Genomic DNA, 22390 nt, shown 5'->3' on the forward strand with positions numbered 1-22390 from the left:
GTCGGACAGGGACGCCAAGTAGTCCTCGCGGCGGGCCCATACGATGATCCTGTGGTATCGACACCGTCAACGACCGACAAGCAGGTCGGCCGGGGGTTGTTGGTCGCCGCCATTCTGATATTCGCCATCGCCATCGGCGGCCTCACGATCACCGGCCAACATTCAGTCCGGTTCTCCTCAGACGAGTCCGCCGAGCCTTATCCACTATGGATGCCGCTGACCTCTGCCCTGATCGTGCTCCTGCTCACACGGCTCGTGCCTGCGCGCCTCGCGGCCCTCGATCCTGTCGCCGACATTGATCGACAGCGGCTCACCCGTGAGGTCTGGGTGCTGGTCGGTGCCGCGCTCGCGTTTCCCGCCCTTGTCATCACGGCGACGGTCGCCGGGATACCGCGTGATGCCGTGTACATCCCGATCAAGATCCTGATGTTCCTCGTGATTCCCCTGCTGGCGTTCCGCGTGTTCCGCCGCGGTGTCCCCCAGGCTCCAAAGGTTCACTGGATCGGTCGGCTGGACCGCACCCGCACGCTGGCACCGATCGTTCCCGTTGTGGCCTGGATCCTGCTGGCACGACTCGGCCCCCTGGCACCGCCGGCCCTCGCGCCGGGGAGCCTGCCCGATTCGGTCACCATAGCCGTGGCATCGGTGCTCACCCTGCTGACGGCGGGCGTACTAGAAGAGGTGTTCTACCGCGGATTCCTCCAGACCCGGCTGGAATCGCTGGTTGGCCGCTGGCCTGCCATCGCGACCTCGTCGACCCTCTTCGCCGCGATGCACATCGCCTCACACGTGCACATGAGCACGTTGGCCGTGGACCTTGCGTCGATCGTCGCGGTCCAAGGGACCTTCGGCGTGATGCAAGGCTATCTATGGAGCCGGTACCGAAACATCTGGGCTCCGATAGCTATTCACATCGCCGTCAACTTGATCTACCTCGACCTGCTGATGGTCGGGACGTGAGCGCACCGATAGGCACATCACTGCCGCGATGACGCACAGCCCGGCGGCCAGCCGGAACGCGGTGTCATAGGTACCCTGCTGATCGCGCAGCCACCCCGCGCCTGCCGCCGCAACGGCGGCCCCCAGCTGATGCGAGGCGAAAACCCAACCGAATACGACGGGCGTACGTTCGCCAAAGTATTTACGGCACAGCGCAATAGTCGGTGGCACGGTGGCCACCCAATCCAATCCGTAAAAGATGATGAACACCCAGGTGGAGGGCTCCGCGCGCGGAGAAAGTAACGCAGGCAACAACATCAGCGAGACTCCACGCCCGAAGTAGTAGATGCCCAGCAGGATGCGCGCGTCGATACGGTCGGTAAGCCATCCAGAGAAGACCGTCCCGGCGACATCGAAGACGCCGATGAGCGCCAACAGGCTCGCTGCCATGGTGGCGGGCATCCCGTGGTCGTGTGCGGCAGGAATGAAGTGGGTGCCGATCAGTCCGTTGGTGGTCATTCCGCAGATCGCAAAACTTCCCGCCAACAACCAGAAGACCGGTTGCCGCAACCCGATGAGCAGCCCCTCGAACGCCGCGCCGAACCCTCCTGATGCGGCCCCCGAATCGTCGGTTGCGGCCCCGTACGGTCCAACCCCCTTGTCGGCTGGACGGTTTCGCATAAACAGCACAACAAGGGGGACCACCGCGATAGCCGACGCGGCGACGATCACCGAGGCCCACCGCCAGCCATAGGCGCCGGTCACGACCGCCGCCACGGGCAGGAAGATGAGCTGACCGGTGGCGCTGGCGGCCGTCAGTACACCCGTGACCAATCCGCGGCGCGCGATGAACCACCTGGTCGCCACGGTGGCCACGAATCCCATCGAAATCGCCCCGGTGCCAACACCCACCAGCACGCCCCAGAGCAGCAGCAGCTGCCAGGCCGCGGTCATGAACACGCTCAGAAAGGTTCCCGTCGCAACGAGCATCAGCGCCACCACCAGCACCGGACGCACGCCGAACTTGTCCATCAACGCGGCCGCGAACGGTGCGGTGACCCCGAACAGCGTCATATTGATCGACATGGCCAGCCCGATGGTGCCGTGCGACCAGCCGAACTCGGAGTGCAGCGGATCCATCAGAACACCTGGGATGGAGCGGAATCCGGCCGCAGCCAGCACCGCGACGAAGGCCACCCCGGCGATCATCCAGGCAGGGTGGAGCCGCCGGCGGCTGGGCGCCTCGGGCGCGAAGGAATGCGGCACTCGCCAAGGCTGCCCGATGACGCGGCTTCTCACAATTGGCATAAATGCCAATAGGTGTAAAAATCATGCCATGAGCCATCTGGTAGCCGTCTTGATGCTGGAACCGCTGATCGGTTTCGACGCGACCATCCCATCGCTCATGTTCGGCCAGGCCGGCGATGACCGCTACCGAGTGATCACCTGTGGATTATCTTCAGCCCCAGTCCAAACCACCTCGGGGTACGCGATCACCCCACAGGAGGGTCCTGCCGTGCTCGCCCGTGCGGACACCGTCATCATCCCTGGCACTCGGTATCGACCGGCACGGGAACATGGCGAGTTGACCGCGGAACTCGGTGCCGCGCTCAACACCATCCGACCGGGCACCCGCATCGTGTCCATCTGCACCGGAGCCTTCGTACTGGGTGCCGCCGGACTGCTCGACGGCCGCCGCGCCACCACACATTGGCACAAGGCGGACGATTTCCGTGCGCTGTATCCACGGGTGCTGCTGGACGAAACGGTCCTGTTCATCGACGACGGCGACATCCTGACATCGGCGGGGCTCGCCTCGGGAATTGACTTGTGCCTACATATTATTCGGCAAGACCACGGCACCGCGGTGGCCAATGACGTCGCGCGGTACTGCGTGGTGCCACCGTGGCGAGAGGGCGGTCAGGCACAGTTCATCGACCGGCCGCTTCCCGAATACACCGGGGATTCAACAGCATCCGCCCGCAGCTGGGCGCTGGCGAATCTGACCGAACCGTTGACCGTGCAGCAGCTGGCCGATCATTCCCGCATGAGTGTGCGGACTTTCAATCGGCGGTTCCGCGGCGAGACCGGACTCGCCCCCGGCGACTGGGTACGGCAGCAGCGCGTCGAATGCGCCAGAGCGCTGTTGGAGTCGCACGACCTTGCCGTGGACGAGGTGGCCCGGCGTTCAGGCCTCGGCTCGGCCGCGAATCTGCGGCATCACCTGCGCCGCGGGTTCGGAATGAGCCCCACCCACTACCGACGGACGTTCCGGGGCAGCTAAATCCAGCAGTTAGACGAGGCCGACACCGGTGAGCACCTGCCAGGTCCCGACCACCGCGAAGAGGATCAGCAGGACCAAGCTGCGGTGAGCAAGCGCCCAATTGTGGACCGGTTCGAGGACCGCTTGGGTCCGCGCCGGAGCGATCACATAGCTGATAAGAGCGAGCTCGAAGACCACAAGCATCGCGAAGACGAATACGACGGCGGCGAGAACTTGGGTACCCATCGCGGTTCCCGAGCCCACGATGATGGTGTCCACCAAGAGGACCAGCGGGGGTGGCGGCATGTATCCGATACCGAGCACCAAGGCGACCCAGAGGGCGCCGTTCTCCCATGCGCCCTTGCCCAGATGGAGAAGTCGCCGGATCCTAGATCCGATGCCCGATATCGCATTCCTAATCCTGCCGACCGGCCGAGCGGTAGCCGGCGGCGTCTCCGGATCAAGTACCAAGACAGAAGAATCCCCACTCGCACCACTCGCCACGGGCTGCTGAGCACGCTGACGCACCCAAAGCCGCACCGCAAGGAAGCCCGCGACCACGAGTGCGAGCACACCAGTCGCGAGTTGAAGGGGCTTGACGGACGAGCCCGGATCCGCCGTCGCCAGTTCCTTTGCGAAGGAAGCAAAACTTGGTACGAGATGCAATGCGAAAAGTGCAATCACAAAGGACGGCACGTTCACAATCAGCGCACCGACCCAGAAGGCCAGGAGATTTTGCACTGGCCGAGGCCGGGAGATCACCACCAAGATCAGGCCAAGCAGCACGGGATTGAGTGACATCAGGAATGCCAATCCCAACAATTCGCGCCACATGCCGATAACCTTACTCTGTTTGCTCGATAATGGCATCTCCAGTCGAAATTCGCCGAATTGCTTTGTGCGCATTCGATAGATAGCGAATCATTCCAACAGAAGGCGGCTCAATTGACTTAGCCATCATGGAAGAACTTGCGTTGCGGCCCCAACCATTTCTCGCACTCTAGAGCAATCCATGCAATTGTAAGTCGCTGGCATATTTGGCGATAATCGGCGCCGAGACTTGCGGAATGTCGTGACCGGAGCCGATTTTCGCCTGTCGCACGGCAGCCTGGAACCTGTCCGCCGGAGCCATGGACCCCCGCGAGGGCTCCGGCGGCTTCCCGTCCCAACCGTGATCCTGCAAGATCTTCAACATCTGCAACACGGATCCCTGGCGTTGATGATCCGGCAAGGCATGCAAGCCGGCCTCGAACCGCGTCACCCACTCGCTGAAATCGCTAATGCGCTCGATCGGGTGACCGGCCTCGATCAGCCAGTCAACGTACTCATCGATCCCGATACCGTCATCGTGGGGGTTCATCACGTGGTAGGTCTCGAATCCCGTGAAGGATCCGGCGGATGAACCGGCGGCCTGGCCTCCCAGCGTGGTGATCGCCTCCGCAACGAATTCCACGGGCAGCCCGTCGAAGTGCGCACGCTGACGATTGCCGTCATCGGCGAGCCGGTAGACGGAATGGGGTGCCACGCCGGTGGCGACGATGCTCAGCACCATCCGGGCGACCGTGTCAGAGGCGTTCACTTGGCCCGCGTAACTGGTGCCGACCATGATCATGCCCGAGCGGAACACCGTGACCGGCAGCCCAACCTGCTCGTGGGCCTCACGGAGCAATACCTCGCCCGCCCACTTGCTGTTGCCGTAGCCGTTGGCGTAACTCCCGTCGGAAGGCCGGGTGGAGCTGATCAGCCGGATATCGGCGTCCTCGAGGAACGTCGATTTCTCGATCTCGCGACCGACATCGGCTGTCGAGACGAATGTGTACGGCTTGAGCTTCGCAGTCAGCGCGAACCGGATCAGCTCCGCCGTGCCCACCACGTTGGGTCCGAACAGCTCGCTGTAGGGCAGAACACTGTTGACCAATGCCGCGGAATCGACGATCAGGTCGACGGTGTCGGCCAGCCGCTGCCAGGTGTCTTCGTCCAGACCCAGGCTGGGTTCTGCCTTATCGCCGGCAATCACCTGCAGGCGGTTAGTCGCGAGGGCTTCGTAAACCCGGATGAGCTCTGGATCGCCGCTGTCGAAGGTGTTGTCAAGGCGGCGCCGCGCGTCTTCCTCAGACTTGGCCCGCACCAGGCAAATGAGCGTGCCGTCAACCTGTTCCAGCTCTTTCAGCCATTGCAGGACCAGGTAGCGGCCGAGGAATCCGGTCGCCCCGGTCAGCAGTACGGTCCGCACGGTCGTGCCGGCACGGGGCAGCGTCGGAGCGATCTGCAGCGTCTCGTCATCGATGAACTTGTCCAGCGTGAGGTCGCTGGCCCTCACCTCGGTGGCACCGGGCCCATGCACGGACGCGTAGCTCGGTCCGCTGGCTTCGGCACCGGCGGCGGCGTCCACATGCACGCTCAGGCTGCGCACGGACGGTGCCTCGAACAAGGTTCGTACCGCCAGTTGGGCATCGAAGGCCGTGTTGATCGCGGCAACCAACCTCATCGCGGATATCGAGTCCCCGCCCAGATCGAAGAAGGAGTCATCGGTCCCGACCCGCTCGATACCCAGGATCTGGGCATAGATGCCAACCAGGGTCTCCTCAACCGCCGTCGCCGGGGCACGGTAACGCGTGGCGTCGTCGTAATCGGGTGCAGGTAGGGCGCGCCTGTCAAGTTTGCCGTTGACCGTCAGCGGCAGAGCCTCCAGTGCCACCACCGCGGCGGGCACCATGTACGGCGGAAGTCGCTTCGCCAACGCGCTGCGCAACTCGGCCGAGTCGGCGTTCCCGACGAAGTAACCGACCAAGCGCTTGTCGCCGGGGCGGTCCTCACGGGCGATCACCACCGCCTGCTCCACCCCATCAAGGTCCGCCAAGGCTGCCTGAATCTCACCCAGCTCGATGCGGAAGCCGCGGATCTTCACCTGCTCATCGGCGCGGCCCAGATACTCGAGCTGCCCAGCCGTAGCACCTGAGACACCCCACCGCACCAAATCTCCGGTGCGGTACATGCGCGCCCCCGGCTCCCCAAACGGGCAGGCCGTAAACCGAGACGCGGTCAACCCGGGGCGGCGTACATACCCGATACCGACGCCAAGGCCTGCCACGTACAACTCGCCGACCACACCGGCCGGCACCGGCCGCATCCATCTGTCCAACACGAACAATCCGGCATCGGGCACCGGGGTACCGATCGGCACCGCGCCCGATCCCTCTGTCAGTTCTCCGAACGTGGCGTAGATCGTCGTCTCTGTCGGTCCGTAGCCGTTGATCATCACCCGCCCGGGCGCCCACTTATCCACCAGCTCGATCGGGCACGCCTCACCGGCAACAATCAGCGTGATGCCGTCCAGTCCCTCCGGTGACAACATTCCGACTGCCGACGGAGTCTGGAACAAGACGGTGACTCGTTCGGCGATCAGCAAGTCACGGAAGTCGTCAGGCGAGCGAACGACCGAATCCGGCACGATAACCAGTCGGCCACCGTGCAGCAGCGCGCCAAAGATCTCCCAGACGGTGATGTCGAAAACCAGAGACCCCGCCTGCGTCCACACCTCACCCGGTCCCGTGGGCATGTGCGTGAGCGGCAACTTCAGCGCCTGCGTCACGTTGCCGTGCGCTATAGCCACGCCCTTGGGGACGCCCGTGGTACCCGATGTGTAGATCGTGTACGCAATGTCGTCGGGAGCAGGGGTCAACAACGTGGTGCTGCCGAAGATGGCACCGGTGAGATCCTCGTCAGGATCATCGAATTCGACGATCGGCACGCCGGACACGTCCAACCGGGCGCGCAGATCACCGGTGGTGACGGCTGCGATCGGCACGGCGTCGGTGAGCATGAACTCCAGCCGTGCGTCCGGCACCGATGGATCGATCGGCAGATACGACGCCCCCGTCTTGAGGATCGCCAACATCGCCACGATTGCCTTGTCGGAGCGCGGCATGAAATGCGCCACCGATTCACCGGGACCGGCACCGTAGACGGCGAGGAGATTGGCCAGCCGGTTGGCGGCCTCGTCGAGCTCGCCATAAGTCATCGAGCGACCCTCGAATGTCAGCGCCACCGCCTCCGGAGCCCGATCCACCTGCTGGGCGAAGACCTCCGGAATGGACAGCACCGGCTCCGACCCCGTGGCCAAAACCGACCGGTTACCCCAGTCATCGAGCTGCTCCTGCTCACCGGCGTCCAATACATCCATCGACGAGAGCCGTTGGGTGGGGTCGACGGTCATGGAAATCAGCACCCGCTGCAACCGCTCGATCAGCGCTGCGATGCCGGCCACATCGAACTTGTCGGTGTCGTACTCGACGCGAATACCCAACTCATGACCCGGCAATGCCATCACCGACAGCGGGTAGTGGTTGTACTCGCGGGTGGTGAACTCGGTGACGGCCAACTCCTGCACGCCCATGAACGCGCTGGTGTCGATCGGATAGCTCTCGTACAGAAAGAGAGTGTCGAACAACAGCTCGTGCCCGGCAATATGGTGGATGTCGTTGAGCGCTAGATGCTCGTGTTCGAGTGTGTCGTTGCGGGCGTGTTGCAGCTGCTCCAGCAGCTCCGCGACCGTCGTGTTCGCTGTGGCACGCGCTCGCACCGGCACCGTATTGATCAGCAGGCCCACAATCGAGTCTGCCCCGACCAACTCCGCCGGCCGCCCCGAGACCGCAGTACCGAAAGCGACGTCTTGCTGGCCGGTCGCCACCATGAGCAGCTGCGCCCACGCGGCCTGCAACACCGTGCTGATGGTGGTGTGCTGTGACCGCGCGAGATCGCCGAGAGCCTGGGTGATCTCGGCGGACACCCGATAGGACTCGACGCCTCGCGGTCCCGGCGGGGCCGGTGCGGCGACAAGCGTCGGAGCATCGAAGCCTTCGAGAGCCTTGGCCCATGCCGCTCGCGCGGCGTCGCGATCCTGATTATCCAGCCAGCCGACGAAGTTGCGGTACGACGCAGGCGCCGGAAGGCGCTGCCCGAAGTAGCTCGCGAAGATCTCCTGCAGCAGGATCGGGAGCGACCAGCCGTCGATCACGACGTGGTGGAACGTCAGGACGAACCGGTGCTGGTTCCCCTCTGTCCGAATCAACGCCGCACGGAGGGTCGGCCGGTCCGCGAGATCGCAGACCGCGGCGCGCTCGGCGGCGCAGAGCTGCTGAATCTCCTCATCGGGGGTCAGATCGTCACCACGAAGGTCGAGGTATCGCCAGGCGATCACCGGGTCGGCAAGAATCACCTGTACCGGCTCGCCGAACTGAGTGAAGAAGCGGGCGGCAAGGTTGGGATGACGGCGGACGACGGAGTGAACCGCGTCGCGGAGCCGGAGCTGGTCGACAAGACCGGTCACCGTGATATCGAGCTGCACCGCATAGAAGTCGATTCCTGCCGCGTCGTCCCCCAGCACCCCGGCCGCGCGTGCGAACGTGGTGTGGAAGAGCAAGCCCTGTTGTATGGGTGTCAACGGCAGCACGTCGACGATGTTGTGCTCTTCGTGCAGCTCGTCGATCTGGTGCTGGCTCAGCTGGGCGGGAGCGATATCGGACGGAGTCAACCCACCGCCACCACTGCGAACATGTGCGCAGATCCCGGCGAGTGCCTCGAACCACAGCTGACTCAGCCGCTGCACCTGAGGCTCGGTGACTGACGAGGGTGCCCACGTCCAGCCCGCTCGCAGATGTGGTCCGGAGTCGGTATCTGCGCCCGCCTCGCCACGCCCCTCGACAATTCCGGCGTTGAGATCCACTGTGTACATCAGCGGCATGGACACGGATGAGGCCACACCGGTCGAGGACAGACTGTCCTCGTTGATCCGCCATAGCTCGTCGGTGAGATCCGCGGCACCGGCGCCGAGGCGCCCGAGGTAGTTGAATCCGATGGTCGGCTCCGACGCGGACAGATCGACGTCGGGGTTCAAATAGCGCAGTAAGCCATAGGTCAACGAGTCCGGAAGTGCACGCAACTGTTCCTTGGCGCCCTTGACGATTGGCCCCAGGGCGGCCGCTCCGCCCGCTACCTCTTCCCAGGAAAGTCCACCGACGCTCAGGACCACCGGGTATTTGGTGGTGAACCAGCCGACGGTGCGCGACAGATCGACATCGTCTGCCAGCTCTTCGTGACGCCCGTGGCCTTCAACGCCGATGCCGATCGAGGCGGCGTTGGAGTCCAGGAATTCGTTCCAGGCCAATCCGAACGCAATCAGCAGAATGTCTTGCACCCCAGCGTGAAACGCCGCCGGCACATCACCCAGCAGCTCCCGGGTTGTCTCGGTGTCGAGCGACACCGACAACGTTTTCGCCGTGGCGTAGGTGTCCAACTCGGGTAGCACCGCGGGCAATGCCGCGGGAACCGCCGTCACCTCTCGCCAGGTATCGGCCTGGGCCACCACCTCCGCAGAACGCGCGTGCTCCTCGAGCAGCGAAGCCCAACGGGCGAATGACGTCCCGCCCGTTGGCAGCTCCACCGGCTGGCCGCTGTGGTGCTGCACCCAGGCGATGTTCAAGTCTTCCAAAAGAATTCGCCACGACACACCGTCGACAGCAAGGTGGTGGATCATCAACGCCAATTGCCCGGTCTCGGGCACCCACACCGCGCTCAGCATCGCCCCGGCAGCCGGGTTCAAGCGCGAACGGGCCGCCACCAACGATGCGTCGGAAAGGGTTTCGGCAACGCGTAGGCATTCACGCGCATCCACCGCACCCTTCTCCGGGACCAGCAGCGACCATGCTCCGTTCTCGGAAGCACCGTTGTCCTGCGTGCGCAACCGCAGGGTCGCATGCCGATCCAATAGCGCCTGCAGCACCACGACTACGTCGCCCTCGTTCACCCCGGCCGGAGCCTGCAGAACCAACGTCTGGTTGAACTGGTCTACGGGACCCTGCACGCCGTGGAGCCAATGCATGATCGGGGTGGCCTGCACCGCACCGATACCCTCATCGACGACATCGGCCTGGCCATCGGAGAGGGAAGCCACCCCGGCTACCCCGGCGACGGTTTGCTCGACGAAGATGTCGCGCGGCCGGCACAGCACCCCGGCCGCACGTGCCCGCGCCACCACCTGCATCGACAGGATGCTGTCGCCACCCAGATCGAAGAATGATTCATCGACGCCAACGCGGTCCACCCCGAGAACCTGGGCATAGATATCAGCCAAGATTTTCTCGACCGGGCCGGACGGCGCCCGGTAATCCGTACCAACACTGCGGTATTCGGGTGCCGGTAGGGCGCGCTTGTCCAATTTGCCGTTCACCGTCAATGGCAGAGTCTCGAGCACCACCACTGAGGCCGGAACCATATACGCCGGCAGTCGTTCGGCGAGTGCGGTGCGGGCTTCGAGCGGATCGGCGTTTCCCATGATGTAGCCGACGAGGCGCTTGTCGCCGGGGCGGTCCTCACGGGCGATCACCACCGCCTGCTCCACCCCATCCAGCCGCGCCAGTGCTGCCTGGATCTCCCCGAGTTCGATGCGATAGCCGCGGATTTTCACCTGCTCGTCCGCGCGGCCCAGATACTGCAGCTGGCCGTCCTCACCCCACTGCACCAGGTCGCCGGTGCGGTACATCCGCGCGCCCGGGCCACCGAACGGGCAGGCAAGGAACCGCGATGCGGTCAGCCCGGAGCGATGCGCGTACCCGGACGCCACCCCATTACCGGCCACATACAGTTCGCCGACCACGCCCTCCGGCGACGGTCGCAGCCACTTGTCCAGAACGAACAGCGCCGCCCCGGGCACCGGCGAACCAATCGGAGCCACATTGGATCCCGGTGTCAGCGGTCCGCTCATCGCCGCATAGATCGTCGATTCGGTCGGACCGTAAGCGTTGATCATCGTTCGTCCGCTTGTGGCCCATCGATCCACCAGCTCGGTCGGGCAGGCTTCACCGGCGACGATGAGAGTTGTCGACTCCAACCGTTCCGGCGACAACATCCCTGCTGCCGAAGGGGTTTGGCAGAGGACGCTGACTTTTTCATTGATCAACAGATCGTGGAGATCGTCCGGCGAGGATGCGATCGATTCGGGTACCACCACCAGCCGGCCACCGTGCAACAGCGCGCCCCATATCTCCCACACTGAAACATCGAAGACCAGCGAATGCCACTGCGACCACACTTGCCCCGGCCCGGCGGGCAGATCGGCACGCACCGCATCCACCAACTGGGTGACGTTGTGATGGGTGACCGCCACCGCCTTGGGCACACCCGTCGTGCCAGAGGTGTAGGTCATGTAGGCGAGGTCATCGGGTTCCGGTGCCGAAAGCGCAGAGCTTGGTTGGCCGTCGACCACCGGATCGTCGATCTCGACAACCGGCACATCGAGTCCGTCGAACCGCGAGCTCAAGTCCGAGGTGGTCAGTGTCGCTATCGGTTCCGCATCAGAGACCATGAACCTGATGCGTTCGTCCGGATGGGCGGGGTCGATCGGCAGATATGCCGCGCCGGTCTTGAGCACCGCCAAAAGCCCGATGATTGCCTCGCCCGAACGCGGAACTAGCAGCGCCACAACCTCACCCGGGCCCGCACCCTGCCCGGCCAACAGGTGGGCCAAGCGATTGGTCACCTGGTCCAGCTGGCGGTAGGTCCACGACCGGTCTCTGCATACCAACGCCACGGTCTCCGGAGCGCGCTCCACCTGCGTGTCGAACAGCACCGGGATCGAGACCGCCACGGGCGCGGGCTCGGTGAGTACCGCCCGGTTACCCCACTCGTCGAGTCGGTCGTGCTCACCGTCGTCGAGAAGATCCATCGACAACAACGTCCGGCTGGGGTCGGCGCTCATGACGGCTCCTTCTGCTTCCCTTTTACATCGGATGTCATGGCCTCCAGCACGCGCTGGAACCTCTTGACCAACTTCCCAATACGGACGACGTCGAAGACATCGGTGTCGAATTCGACGCGAAGACCCAGCTCGTGCCCCGGTGTCGCCTGAACCGCCAGCGGATAGTGGTTGTATTCACGATTGCTGAACGCGGTGATCGATAACTCGTGCACCCGCGACAGTGCGGCCGTGTCGATCGGGTAGTTCTCGTATACGAACATCGTGTCGAACAGCTGGTCGTGTCCGACGACATGGTGAATCTCGTTGAGCGCCAGGTGCTGATGCTCCAACGTGTCTCCGTAGGCGCCTTGCAGCTGGTTCAACAGGTCGGCGATGGTAGTGGTAGGAGTGATGGTTGCGCGGACCGGCACCGTGTTGATCAACAGGCCCACCATCGATTCCGCGCCTACGAGATCGGTCGGCCTGCCCGACACTGCGGTGCCGAAGGCGACGTCGTGCTGGCCGGTCAGCCAGATCAGCAGTTGCGCCCACGCGGCCTGCAACACCGTGCTGACCGTGGTTCGGCAGGAGCGCGCCAGTTCGCCGAGGGCCTGCGTGGTCTCGGCGGATACCTGGAAGGATTCGACGCCTCGCCGTCCAAGCGTCATCCGGCCCGCCGGTCCGACGAGCGTCGGAGTCTCGAAACCGTCAAACACCTTGTGCCAGGCCGATCTTGCCGCGGTGTTGTCCTGTCCGGCCAGCCAGGTGACAAACCGGCGGTACGACACCGGCGCAGGCAAGCGCTCACCGAAGTAGCTGGCGAAGATCTCCTGCAGCAGGATCGGCTTGGACCATCCATCGAGCACGATGTGGTGATTGGTGAGCAAGAACCGGTACTGGTCTGCTCCGGTCCTGGCCAACGCTGCCCGGAAGGCCGGTTGGCCAGTCAGGTCGCATACCGCCGCCCGTTCGGTGGCCGCGAGTAGTTCGACCTGCTCCTCGACATCAGCGCCGTCCAGCTCGACAAATTGCCACGCCAGCTCGGGATCAGCGGGGATGAGCTGCACCGGCTCGCCGAACTCTTCGTAGAACGTCGCCACCACGTTCGGGCGACGTTTGATCGCGGTGTGCACCGCCTCGCGTAACCGTTGCGGATCGAGCGGGCCGCTCAACGCGACATCTAGCTGCACCGCATAGAGGTCATCGCTGCCGTCCAGACCATCTGGGCCGGCGTCTGGCGCCAGATTCGAGTGGAACAACAGTCCCTGCTGCAGCGGGGTCAACGGCAACACGTCGGCGATCTGATGTTGTTCGTGTAGCTCGTCGATCTGCCGCTGGCTCAGTCGGGCCGGCACGACATCGGACGGAGTCAGGCCGCCACCACCGGCACGCACATGCGCGCAGATCCCGGCCAGCGAGTCGAACCAGAGCCGACTGATCCTGTCGATCTGGTCGTGGCTCAACGCCGAGAGCGCCCACGTCCAGGTCGCATGCAAACGACCTGAGTCGGCCGAGGCGCCTTCCATCACACCGGCGTTGAGTTCGACGGTGTGTCCCAACGGTGTGGGCACTGCCGTCGCCGCGGCGGTGATCGACACCCCGTCCTGGTCAATCCGCCACAGATCATCGGTGAGGTCGGCACCACCGGCGCCGAGCCTGCCCAGGTAGTTGAATCCGATCGCCGGGTCCGGGCCTGCGACGTCGACATCAGAGTTCAAGTACCGCAGCAGCCCATAGGTCAGTCCGTCCGGCAAGGCGCGCAGTTGTTCCTTGGCGCCCTTGATGATTGGACCTAGAGCAGCATCGCCGGCCACCACCTGTGCCCACGACAGCTCAGCCACTGCCAACGACACCGGGTACTTACTGGTGAACCAGCCCACTGTGCGCGAGAGATCGGCGTCGCCGAGCTCTTCCTGACGGCCGTGTCCTTCGACGTCGATGCCGATCGGCGTGCCACCCGAGCCAAGGAATTCGTTCCACGCCAAGGCGAATGCGATCAGCAGAATGTCTTGCACCCCAGCGTGGAACGCAGTGGGCACCTCACCCAGGAGCTGTCGAGTGAGGTCGGAGTCCAGCGATACCGATAACTGTCCCGCGCTGGCGTATGTATCCATCGTGGGTTGCACCGCCGGGAGCGCGGCCGGAATCGCCTCCACCTGCCGCCAGGTGTCTGCCAACGCCACCACGTCGGCAGAGCGCGCGCGCTCGTCGAGCAGCGTCGCCCACCGGGCGAACGATGTCCCGCCGGACGGCAGCTCCACCGGCTGACCGCCATGATGCTGCGCCCAGGCGATGTTGAAGTCTTCCAAGAGAATTCGCCATGAAACCGCGTCAACCGCCAGATGGTGGACGATCAATATCAGCCTGCTGCGGCCGCGTTCCCACAACCCGCTGAGCATCGACCCGGTGGCGAGGTTCAAACGCGACCGGGCCTCCAACAGCGCCTCATCGGAGAGCACATCCACCGACAGCAGGCACTCACGTGCATCAACCGATCCCGCCTCGGGCACGGTCAGCGACCATCCCGCGGCGCTACCGGTTTCGCCATTGCCTTCCGCGCGCAACCTTAGGGTGGCATGCCGATCCAGCAGGGCCTGCAGCACGGTGACCACATCGTCGTCGGTGACTCCCGCGGGAGCTTGCAGCACGACCGTCTGGTTGAACTCGGCCACAGAGCCACTCGGATTGCCGAGCCCGTGCAGCCACCGGATGATCGGGGTGGCCACCACCGCACCGGTGCCCGCGTCGACGATGGCAGTCTGACCGTCGGCAAACGTGGCTACGTGGGCCAGCCGTGCCACGGTCTGCTCTACGAAGATATCGCGCGGCCGCAGCAGCAGACCAGCAGCTCGCGCACGAGCCACCACCTGCATGGACGAAATGCTGTCGCCGCCAAGGTCGAAGAACGAATCGTCGACCCCGATCTGCTCGACACCCAGCACCTGGGCATAGATACCGGCCAGGATCTCCTCGATCGCGTCCGCTGGGGCACGGTAGTGGTCGGCATCCTGATACTCGGGTGCCGGCAGCGCACGGGTGTCGAGCTTGCCATTGACAGTCAACGGCAAGGCGTCCAACAGCACGACTGCGGTCGGAACCATATAAGCAGGGAGGCGCTCGACCAGCGCGGCACGCACTGTGGCGGGATCCAAAGTCCCGGTGACGGATTCGGTGAAGTAGCCGACCAGTCGTTTGTCGCCGGGGCGGTCCTCGCGGGCGATCACCGCCGCCTGGTCTACGCCGTCCACGCGGGCGAGTGCCGCGTGGACCTCACCGAGTTCGATGCGGTACCCGCGGATCTTCACCTGCTTGTCGGCACGTCCCACGTACCGCAGCTGTCCGTCTTCGCCCCACTGCACCAGGTCCCCGGTGCGGTACATCCGCGAGCCTGGCGCCCCGAATGGGCATGCGACGAACCGGGTTGTCGTCAGATCCGAACGGCCGAGGTATCCGCTCGCCTGGCCGGAACCTGCCACGTACAACTCACCGACGACGCCCACCGGCACCTGTCGCAGCCAGCCATCCAGAACGAAGAAGGCGAGATGCTCTAACGGCACGCCGATTGGGCTGCTGTTGCTATCGACATCCCCGTCACCGATCTCGCGGAACGAGGCGTGCACTGTCGTCTCGGTGATGCCGTACATGTTGATCATGCGCGGCAGCCCCGGGTGGCTATCGAACCAAGAGGAAAGGCGCTGCGGTTCAAGCGCTTCTCCACCGAATACCACTGTCTGCAGTTTGAGCTGCTGCCCCATTTCGGGCTGCAGCGCATCGGCGGTTTGCAACGCGTAGAACGCCGAAGGCGTCTGACTCAGGACACTGACTTGCTCGCTCACGAGCAAGGCGTGCAGCTCTTCCGGGGAGCGGACGACCGCGTCGGGCACGATGAGCAGTCGCCCGCCGTAGAGCAGCGCACCCCAGATTTCCCACACCGAGTAGTCGAAGGCCAGAGAATGGCATTGCGTCCAGACCTGCCCCAAGGCCAGTTCAGCGTCAAGCGATTCCAACAGCTGGGCGACATTGCGGTGGGTGACCGCAACACCCTTGGGTGCGCCGGTGGTCCCCGAGGTGTAAATGATGTACGCGATGTCGTCCACGGCCGGTAGGGGCAATGCGGTGTCCGGCTGCATGTTCACGGCAGGATCGTCGATATCGATCGCGGGCACACCGGACGCGCTAAGCCGCGGCAACAGGTCCGCTGCCGTGACCGCGGCGATCGGCGCTGCGTCGCGCAGCACGAACTCGATCCGCGAGTCCGGGTGCGCCGGGTCGATCGGCAGATACGCCGCCCCGGTCTTCAGCACGGCCAGGATCGCGGCGATCGCCTCACCGGTACGGGGAAGCAGCAGCGCCACCCGCTCACCCGGGCCGGCACCGCAGCCGGCCAAATGGTTCGCCAACCGGTTGGCTTTCGCATCCAATTCGCCGTAGGTCCAAGACCTCTCGCCACAAGTGATCGCGACCGCCTCCGGGGCGCGCGCGACCTGTGCGGCGAAGAGCTCCGGAATCGACGTCAATACCGATTCCGGACGGGTCAGCACCGCGCGGTTACCCCACTGGTCCAACCGGTCGTGTTCACCGGAATCCAGCAGATCGATGGAGGACAGTCGTGTGGCGGGATCGGCAGTCATGGCCGTGAGCACCTGACGCAGCCTGTCGACAAGGGTCTCGATATCGGCCAATTCGAATACATCCGTATCGAATTCGACACGTAGACCCAACTCGTGGCCCGGCATGGCCACGACCGACAACGGGTAGTGGTTGTATTCACGGCTGGTGAAGTCGGTGATGGCCAACTCCTGCACACCCAACAGAGCGCCCGCGTCGATCGGGTAGTTCTCGTACACAAAAAGGGTGTCGAAAAGTCGGTCGAGACCAACGGCGTGGTGAATCTCGTTGAGCGCCAGGTGCTCGTGCTCGACGGTGTCGTTGTGGGTACGTTGCAGCTGATCCAGAAGATCGGCGACGGTGGTGGCCGCGGTGATGTTCGCGCGCACCGGCACCGTGTTGATCAGCAGGCCGACTATCGAGTCCGCTCCGGCCAAGTCGGCGGGGCGGCCCGACACCGCGGTGCCGAATGCGACGTCATGCTGACCGGTCAGCCATGTCAGCACTTGAGCCCACGCGGCTTGCAGCACCGTGTTGACAGTGGTGCGCTGTGCGCGGGCCAGCTCGGTGAGTGACCGGGTGACCTGCTCGGACATCCGGTAGGACTCGACACCTCGGCGTCCTGCCGTGGCGAGCGAACCCACGAGTGTGGGGGTCTCGAAGCCGTCGAGAGCTGCGCCCCATACCGCTTGCGCCGCATCGCGATCCTGCCCTGCCAACCAGGTGACGAAGTTGCGATACGGCGTAGCCGTGGGCAAGCGCTGCCCGTAGTAGGCGGTGAAGATTTCCTGCAACAGGATCGGCAGCGACCAGCCGTCGATCACGATGTGGTGCGCGGTCAACACGAGCCGGTGCCGGTTCTCAGCTGGACCGCCGAGCCCCGAGATGAGCGTCGCCCGGAAGACCGGTTCGGTGAAAATCTGGCAGACCGCGGCACGCTCGGCAGCGCACAGCTGCTCCACCTGCTCATCGACATCGCCGTTCAATTCAACATGCTGCCAAGCGATTACGGGCTCGGCAAGCATAATCTGCACCGGCTCCCCGTACTCCTCGCTGAATCGAGCAGCAAGATTCGGGTGTCGTTTCACCACGGTGTAAACCGCATCGTGCAGACGGCCCGGATCAAGAGGACCGGTCACGGTAAGAGCCAGCTGCACCGCATACACGTCATCGTCAACCGAATCCCCAGTTGCCTCAGCAAAACCGGCCTGGAACAGCAGCCCTTGCTGTAGCGGGGTCAGCGGGAGGACGTCGGCGATCTCGTACTGCTGCACCAACGTATCGATCTGCTGTTGGGTCAGTCGGGCCGGTGACACATCGGACGGCGTCAGTCCGCCTCCGCCGGAACGCACATGTGCGCAGATCCCGGCCAACGCGTCGAACCACAACTGGCTCAACCGATCAGCCTGCGCACCGTCCAGCACCGAAGGTGCCCAGGACCAGTTGGCGCGGAGCTCAGGACCAGACTCGGTATCCATTGTTCCGGCGTTGAGCTCCACCGAGTGCGCCAACGGCATCGAAATCGCCGCGGCCACATCGGTCATCGACAGACTGTCTTGGCTTATCCGCCAGAATTCCTCGGAGAGGTCGGACGCTCCCGCACCCAGGCGCCCGAGGTAGTTGAACCCAATGGTCGGCTCCGACTCGCTCAGATCGACATCAGGGTTCAGGTAACGCAGCAGCCCATAGGTCAAGCCGTCGGGTAGCGCACGCAGCTGTTCCTTCGCGGCCTTGATCACCTGGCCGAGAACAGCCTCGCCCGCCGCCACCTGTGCCCACGACAGCTCACCCACAGCCAGTGACACGGGGTACTTGGTGGTGAACCACCCAACCGTGCGCGACAGGTCAAGGTGCCGATGAGCAGCCCCGCCGATCTCTTCCTGACGCCCATGGCCCTCGACATCGAATCCGACCGGCGCTCCGCCGGCACCCAGGAATTCGTTCCAAGCCAGCCCGAACGCGATCAGCAGAATGTCTTGCACCCCAGCGTGAAACGCCGCAGGTACCTCACCCAGCAGTTGTCGCGTGGTCTCGGCATCCAATGACACCGACAATCGTCCGGCGTTGGCATAGGTGTCCGTACCCGGTTGCACCGCCGACACCCGCGTCGGGGTGGTCAAGACCTGCCGCCAGGCATCGGCATGCCCCACCACATCCGCGGAACGCGCATGCTCGGACAGCAGTGACGACCAGCGGGCGAATGAGATTCCGCCGGTCGGCAGCACCACATCCCCTCCGCTGTGATGCTGTGCCCAGGCGATGTTCAGGTCTTCCAACAGAATTCGCCACGACACCCCGTCGACGGCCAGGTGGTGAATCACCAATGCCAACTGACCGGCGCCGGGATCCCACACCGCGCTGAGCATCGATCCGGTGGCCGGATTCAACCGAGAACGTGCCGCCACCAACGCCTCATCAGATAACGCGTCGACTACACGCAGGCAATCGCGGGCGTCTACCGATCCCGTCTCCGGGACCAGAAGCGACCATCCGCCGCCATTGTCCGCAACCTCTTCCTGCACGCGGAGTCGCAGGGTGGCATGCCGATCCAACAGCGCCTGCAATACGACAGTCACGTCGTACTCAGTCACCTCGGAAGGTGCCTGCACCACGAGAGTTTGATTGAACTCGTTGATCGAGCCAGCGGCATCCTGCACGCCATGCAGCCAGCGCATGATCGGGGTGACTTCCACGGGACCGAGGCCTTCGTCCACGACATCGGCTTCGCCACCAGAGATTTCGGCCACCACGGCCAGCCGCGCCACGGTCTGCTCGATGAAAACGTCACGCGGTCGGCATAGCACCCCCGCCGCCCGAGCACGGGCGACCACCTGCATAGACAGGATGCTGTCACCGCCCAGATCGAAGAAGGAGTCATCGATTCCGACGCGCTCGACACCGAGCACCTGGGCGTAGACACCGGCCAGGATCTCTTCCACCGCAGTACCGGGAGGCCGGTAGTCGGTACCCAGGCCGCCATATTCGGGAGCCGGCAAAGCGCGGGTGTTCAGTTTGTTATTGGAGGTCAGTGGCAGCGCCTGAAGCACCACCACCACGGCCGGAACCATATAGGGCGGAAGGTGTTTCGCCAGCGTGCTGCGCACTTCGACAGGATCCGCGGTACCCGTGATATAGCCGACGAGGCGTTTGTCCCCAGGTCGGTCCTCACGGGCGATCACTGCCGCCTGATCCACCCCGTCGAGGGCACTCAACGCGGTTTGGACCTCGCCGAGCTCGATGCGGTACCCGCGGATCTTGACCTGCTCGTCGGCGCGGCCCAGATACTGCAGCTGCCCATCATCGCCCCAGGACACCAGATCTCCAGTGCGATACATGCGTGTACCCGGCTCCCCGAACGGGCAGGCCACAAAGCGCGACGCCGTCAGATCGGATCGGCCGATGTATCCACACGCGACGCCGTCACCGGCGACATACAGTTCGCCGACGACACCGGCGGGCACCGGTTGCATCCAGGTGTCCAACACGAACAGCGCCGCCCCGGGCACCGGCGAGCCAATCGGCACCACACCCGAACCCGGCTGCTCTGCTTTCAGAGGAGCACTGATCGCCACGCACATGGTGGTCTCGGTCGGGCCGTAGGCGTTGATCATCACCCGGCCGGGTGCCCACCGGTCAACGACGGCGGCAGGGCAGGCCTCGCCCACCACCACCAGCGCCGTGGACTCCAGACCTTCCGGCGAAAGCATCGCCACGGCAGATGGGGTCTGTGTGAGCACGGTGACCTGTTCCGCGACCAGCATGTCCTGGAAATCTTCGGGCGCCCCCGCGACCGATTCGGGCACCACGACCAACCGGCCGCCACGCAACAGCGAACCGCAGATCTCCCAGACCGAAGCGTCGAACGCCAAGGAGTGGCAGAGCGGCCACACCCCGGGGTTGAGCAGACCGGCATCCAGCGAAACCATCAGCTGAGTGACGCCGTGGTGGGTGACGGCAACGCCTTTGGGAGCTCCGGTGGTACCCGAGGTGTAGATGATGTACGCGATGTCATCTGCGCTTGGGCCGGGCGTGGACGCCGACAGCACGGCGCCACGTTCGGTGTCGGCGACGGGTTCATCGAGATCGATGACGGCGAGGTCGAAATCTTGTAGGCGCGTTCTTAGCCCGGCAGTGGTGATCGCCGCGATCGGCGCGGCGTCGGCGAGGATGAACTCCAGCCGCGACGCCGGCACCGCCGGGTCGATCGGCAGGTACGCCGCCCCGGTCTTGAGTACAGCCAATATTCCTATGACCGCATTGGCCGACCGCTCCGAGAGCAGGACCACCCGTTCGCCGGGGCCCACTCCTTGGGCCACAAGCCGACTCGCCAATCGGTCGGCGGCGTCATCGAGCTCACGGTACGTCAGGGTGCGGTCCGCGAAGGTGAGTGCAGCGGCCCCGGGATCGGCGGCCACTTGTTGTGCGAATAGTTCCGGAATCGATATTCGCGTAGGCGCGGGCCGGGTCAACACGGCCGTGTTGCCGAGCTCATTCAGTCCGGCGCGCTCGTCGCCGACGAGTGAGTCCAGCGTAGAAAGTCGACGATCTGGGTCGGCAGCCATCTCAGATAGCAGGCGCTGCAACCGGACCGCCAGATTCGGCACTCCGAACTGCGCGAACGGCTCCCCGTCACCCGATGAGCTGAGGACCAGCTGATCACTGGCTCCAATAAAGAAGAGCCCGAAGTGACCCATGGGGCCGTGGTTGGTGAACGTCGCCGTCGCGGGAGCACCGCCGAGGTCCAAGGTGAGTCTGGACGGAATGAAGTTGACGGCGACACGATTTCCCGCATGCCGGGGGCCCCGGAGCCCGAATTCCCCGTCCTCGAGAGTGTGCACGGGGAACCGCTGGTGTTTCAGCAGCTCGCGAATGCGCGTGTCAACATGGCGGCAGAATTCGGCGACCGTGGATTCCGGCGGGGCGTTGAGTACCAGCGGCACCACCCCGGCCAGCATGCCGGGGAGCGTCTTGGACTCCGGCCGGACACGCCTGCTCACCGGAAAATCGAGGGCCACCTCTGAGCCGGTCGTGGACCATCCCCGCACCAACAACGCGCATGCGGCGGTGATGACCGAGTATCGGCGAATGCGCAAAACCTTTGTCAGGTCTTTTATTTGGCCGACCGTGCTGTCAGCCATCTGAGCGGAGTCCGATGGCTTGTAGCCGTCGGAATCCTCCGTGGCGTGCGGCATCCGGTAATCGAGCCCGCTTTCCGGGGGAAGGTTGCGGCTCCAGTACTCCTTATCTTCGGCGTAGTCACCGGACGCGACATACTCCGACTCCAAATCGACCAGGTCCTGCAGCGTGCCGAAGTACGCGAGAGGAATGGGTTCGCCTGCGACCATCGCCGTGTAGATCGATGCGGATCGGCGGCTCAGCACGGCCATGCCCAACCCATCCAGGTTGATGTGATGGCACAGTCCGAACAGGTAGTACTCATCCTCCGCTGTCCGGTACAACGCGAATTTCAACAGCTGGCCGGTCAATGGCATCAGCGAGCGTTGGATAGACGATGCCATCTCGCGGGCCCGCGCGACCGGATCATCTGAATCACGCAGATCATCGAAGACCAGCTCGAGATCCGAATGATCGATCGGCCTCTGAACTATCTGACCGTTTACCTCGAAGAAGGCCGCGCGAGCGGGTTCAGCCTCCGTCATTGCCTGACGGATGGCCCGCTCAAGTAGAACTCGTTCTACTTTTCCCTCGATCCGAACCAAAAGGCCGAGCTGCCACTCTGCGCCGACAAGTCCGCTTTCCTGTGAAAGCCAGATATCCAATTGTCCGCGCGAAAGCGGTAATGCACCGCCTTCAGATTCCAACATTCGACTGCCCCCTCTCCGAAG

At 64.3% G+C, this 22390-nt stretch carries 6 protein-coding genes; 2 read left to right on the forward strand and 4 right to left on the reverse strand.

The window, feature by feature from the left end:
• Nucleotides 1-51: 51 nt before the first annotated feature.
• The gene (locus AB0H22_RS04845; protein WP_358145132.1) at nucleotides 52-960 is read left to right on the forward strand and encodes a type II CAAX endopeptidase family protein; all 909 of its coding nucleotides are present in this window, start codon (nucleotides 52-54) and stop codon (nucleotides 958-960) included.
• Here the strand turns inward: AB0H22_RS04845 and AB0H22_RS04850 are convergent.
• A complete protein-coding gene (locus tag AB0H22_RS04850) occupies nucleotides 868-2148 on the reverse strand; it encodes an MFS transporter (protein ID WP_358146072.1) in 1281 nt (426 codons plus the stop codon). The two genes, AB0H22_RS04845 and AB0H22_RS04850, sit on opposite strands and share 93 nt — an antisense overlap.
• Before the next feature lie 127 nt (nucleotides 2149-2275).
• Between AB0H22_RS04850 and AB0H22_RS04855 the strand changes: the two genes are divergently transcribed.
• The gene (locus AB0H22_RS04855) at nucleotides 2276-3223 is read left to right on the forward strand and encodes a helix-turn-helix domain-containing protein (protein WP_358145134.1); all 948 of its coding nucleotides are present in this window, start codon (nucleotides 2276-2278) and stop codon (nucleotides 3221-3223) included.
• A 9-nt stretch (nucleotides 3224-3232) separates the two neighbouring features.
• On the opposite strand, the gene AB0H22_RS04860 is transcribed toward AB0H22_RS04855, so the two are convergent.
• The 3 genes from AB0H22_RS04860 to AB0H22_RS04870 form a co-directional block, all read right to left on the reverse strand.
• Nucleotides 3233-4036 (reverse strand): GAP family protein, encoded by an 804-nt coding sequence (locus AB0H22_RS04860; protein WP_180748937.1) that lies wholly within the window; start codon nucleotides 4034-4036, stop codon nucleotides 3233-3235.
• A 166-nt stretch (nucleotides 4037-4202) separates the two neighbouring features.
• The gene (locus AB0H22_RS04865; protein WP_358145136.1) at nucleotides 4203-11957 is read right to left on the reverse strand and encodes an amino acid adenylation domain-containing protein; all 7755 of its coding nucleotides are present in this window, start codon (nucleotides 11955-11957) and stop codon (nucleotides 4203-4205) included.
• Nucleotides 11954-22369 carry an amino acid adenylation domain-containing protein gene (locus tag AB0H22_RS04870; RefSeq protein WP_358145138.1) on the reverse strand — a complete coding sequence of 3472 codons (10416 nt, stop codon included), beginning with the start codon at nucleotides 22367-22369 and terminating at the stop codon, nucleotides 11954-11956. Before AB0H22_RS04870 ends, AB0H22_RS04865 begins: the two co-directional genes overlap by 4 nt.
• Nucleotides 22370-22390: the final 21 nt, after the last annotated feature.

The organism is Mycobacterium sp. NPDC050853, from assembly GCF_040653875.1.
Lineage (GTDB): Bacteria > Actinomycetota > Actinomycetes > Mycobacteriales > Mycobacteriaceae > Mycobacterium.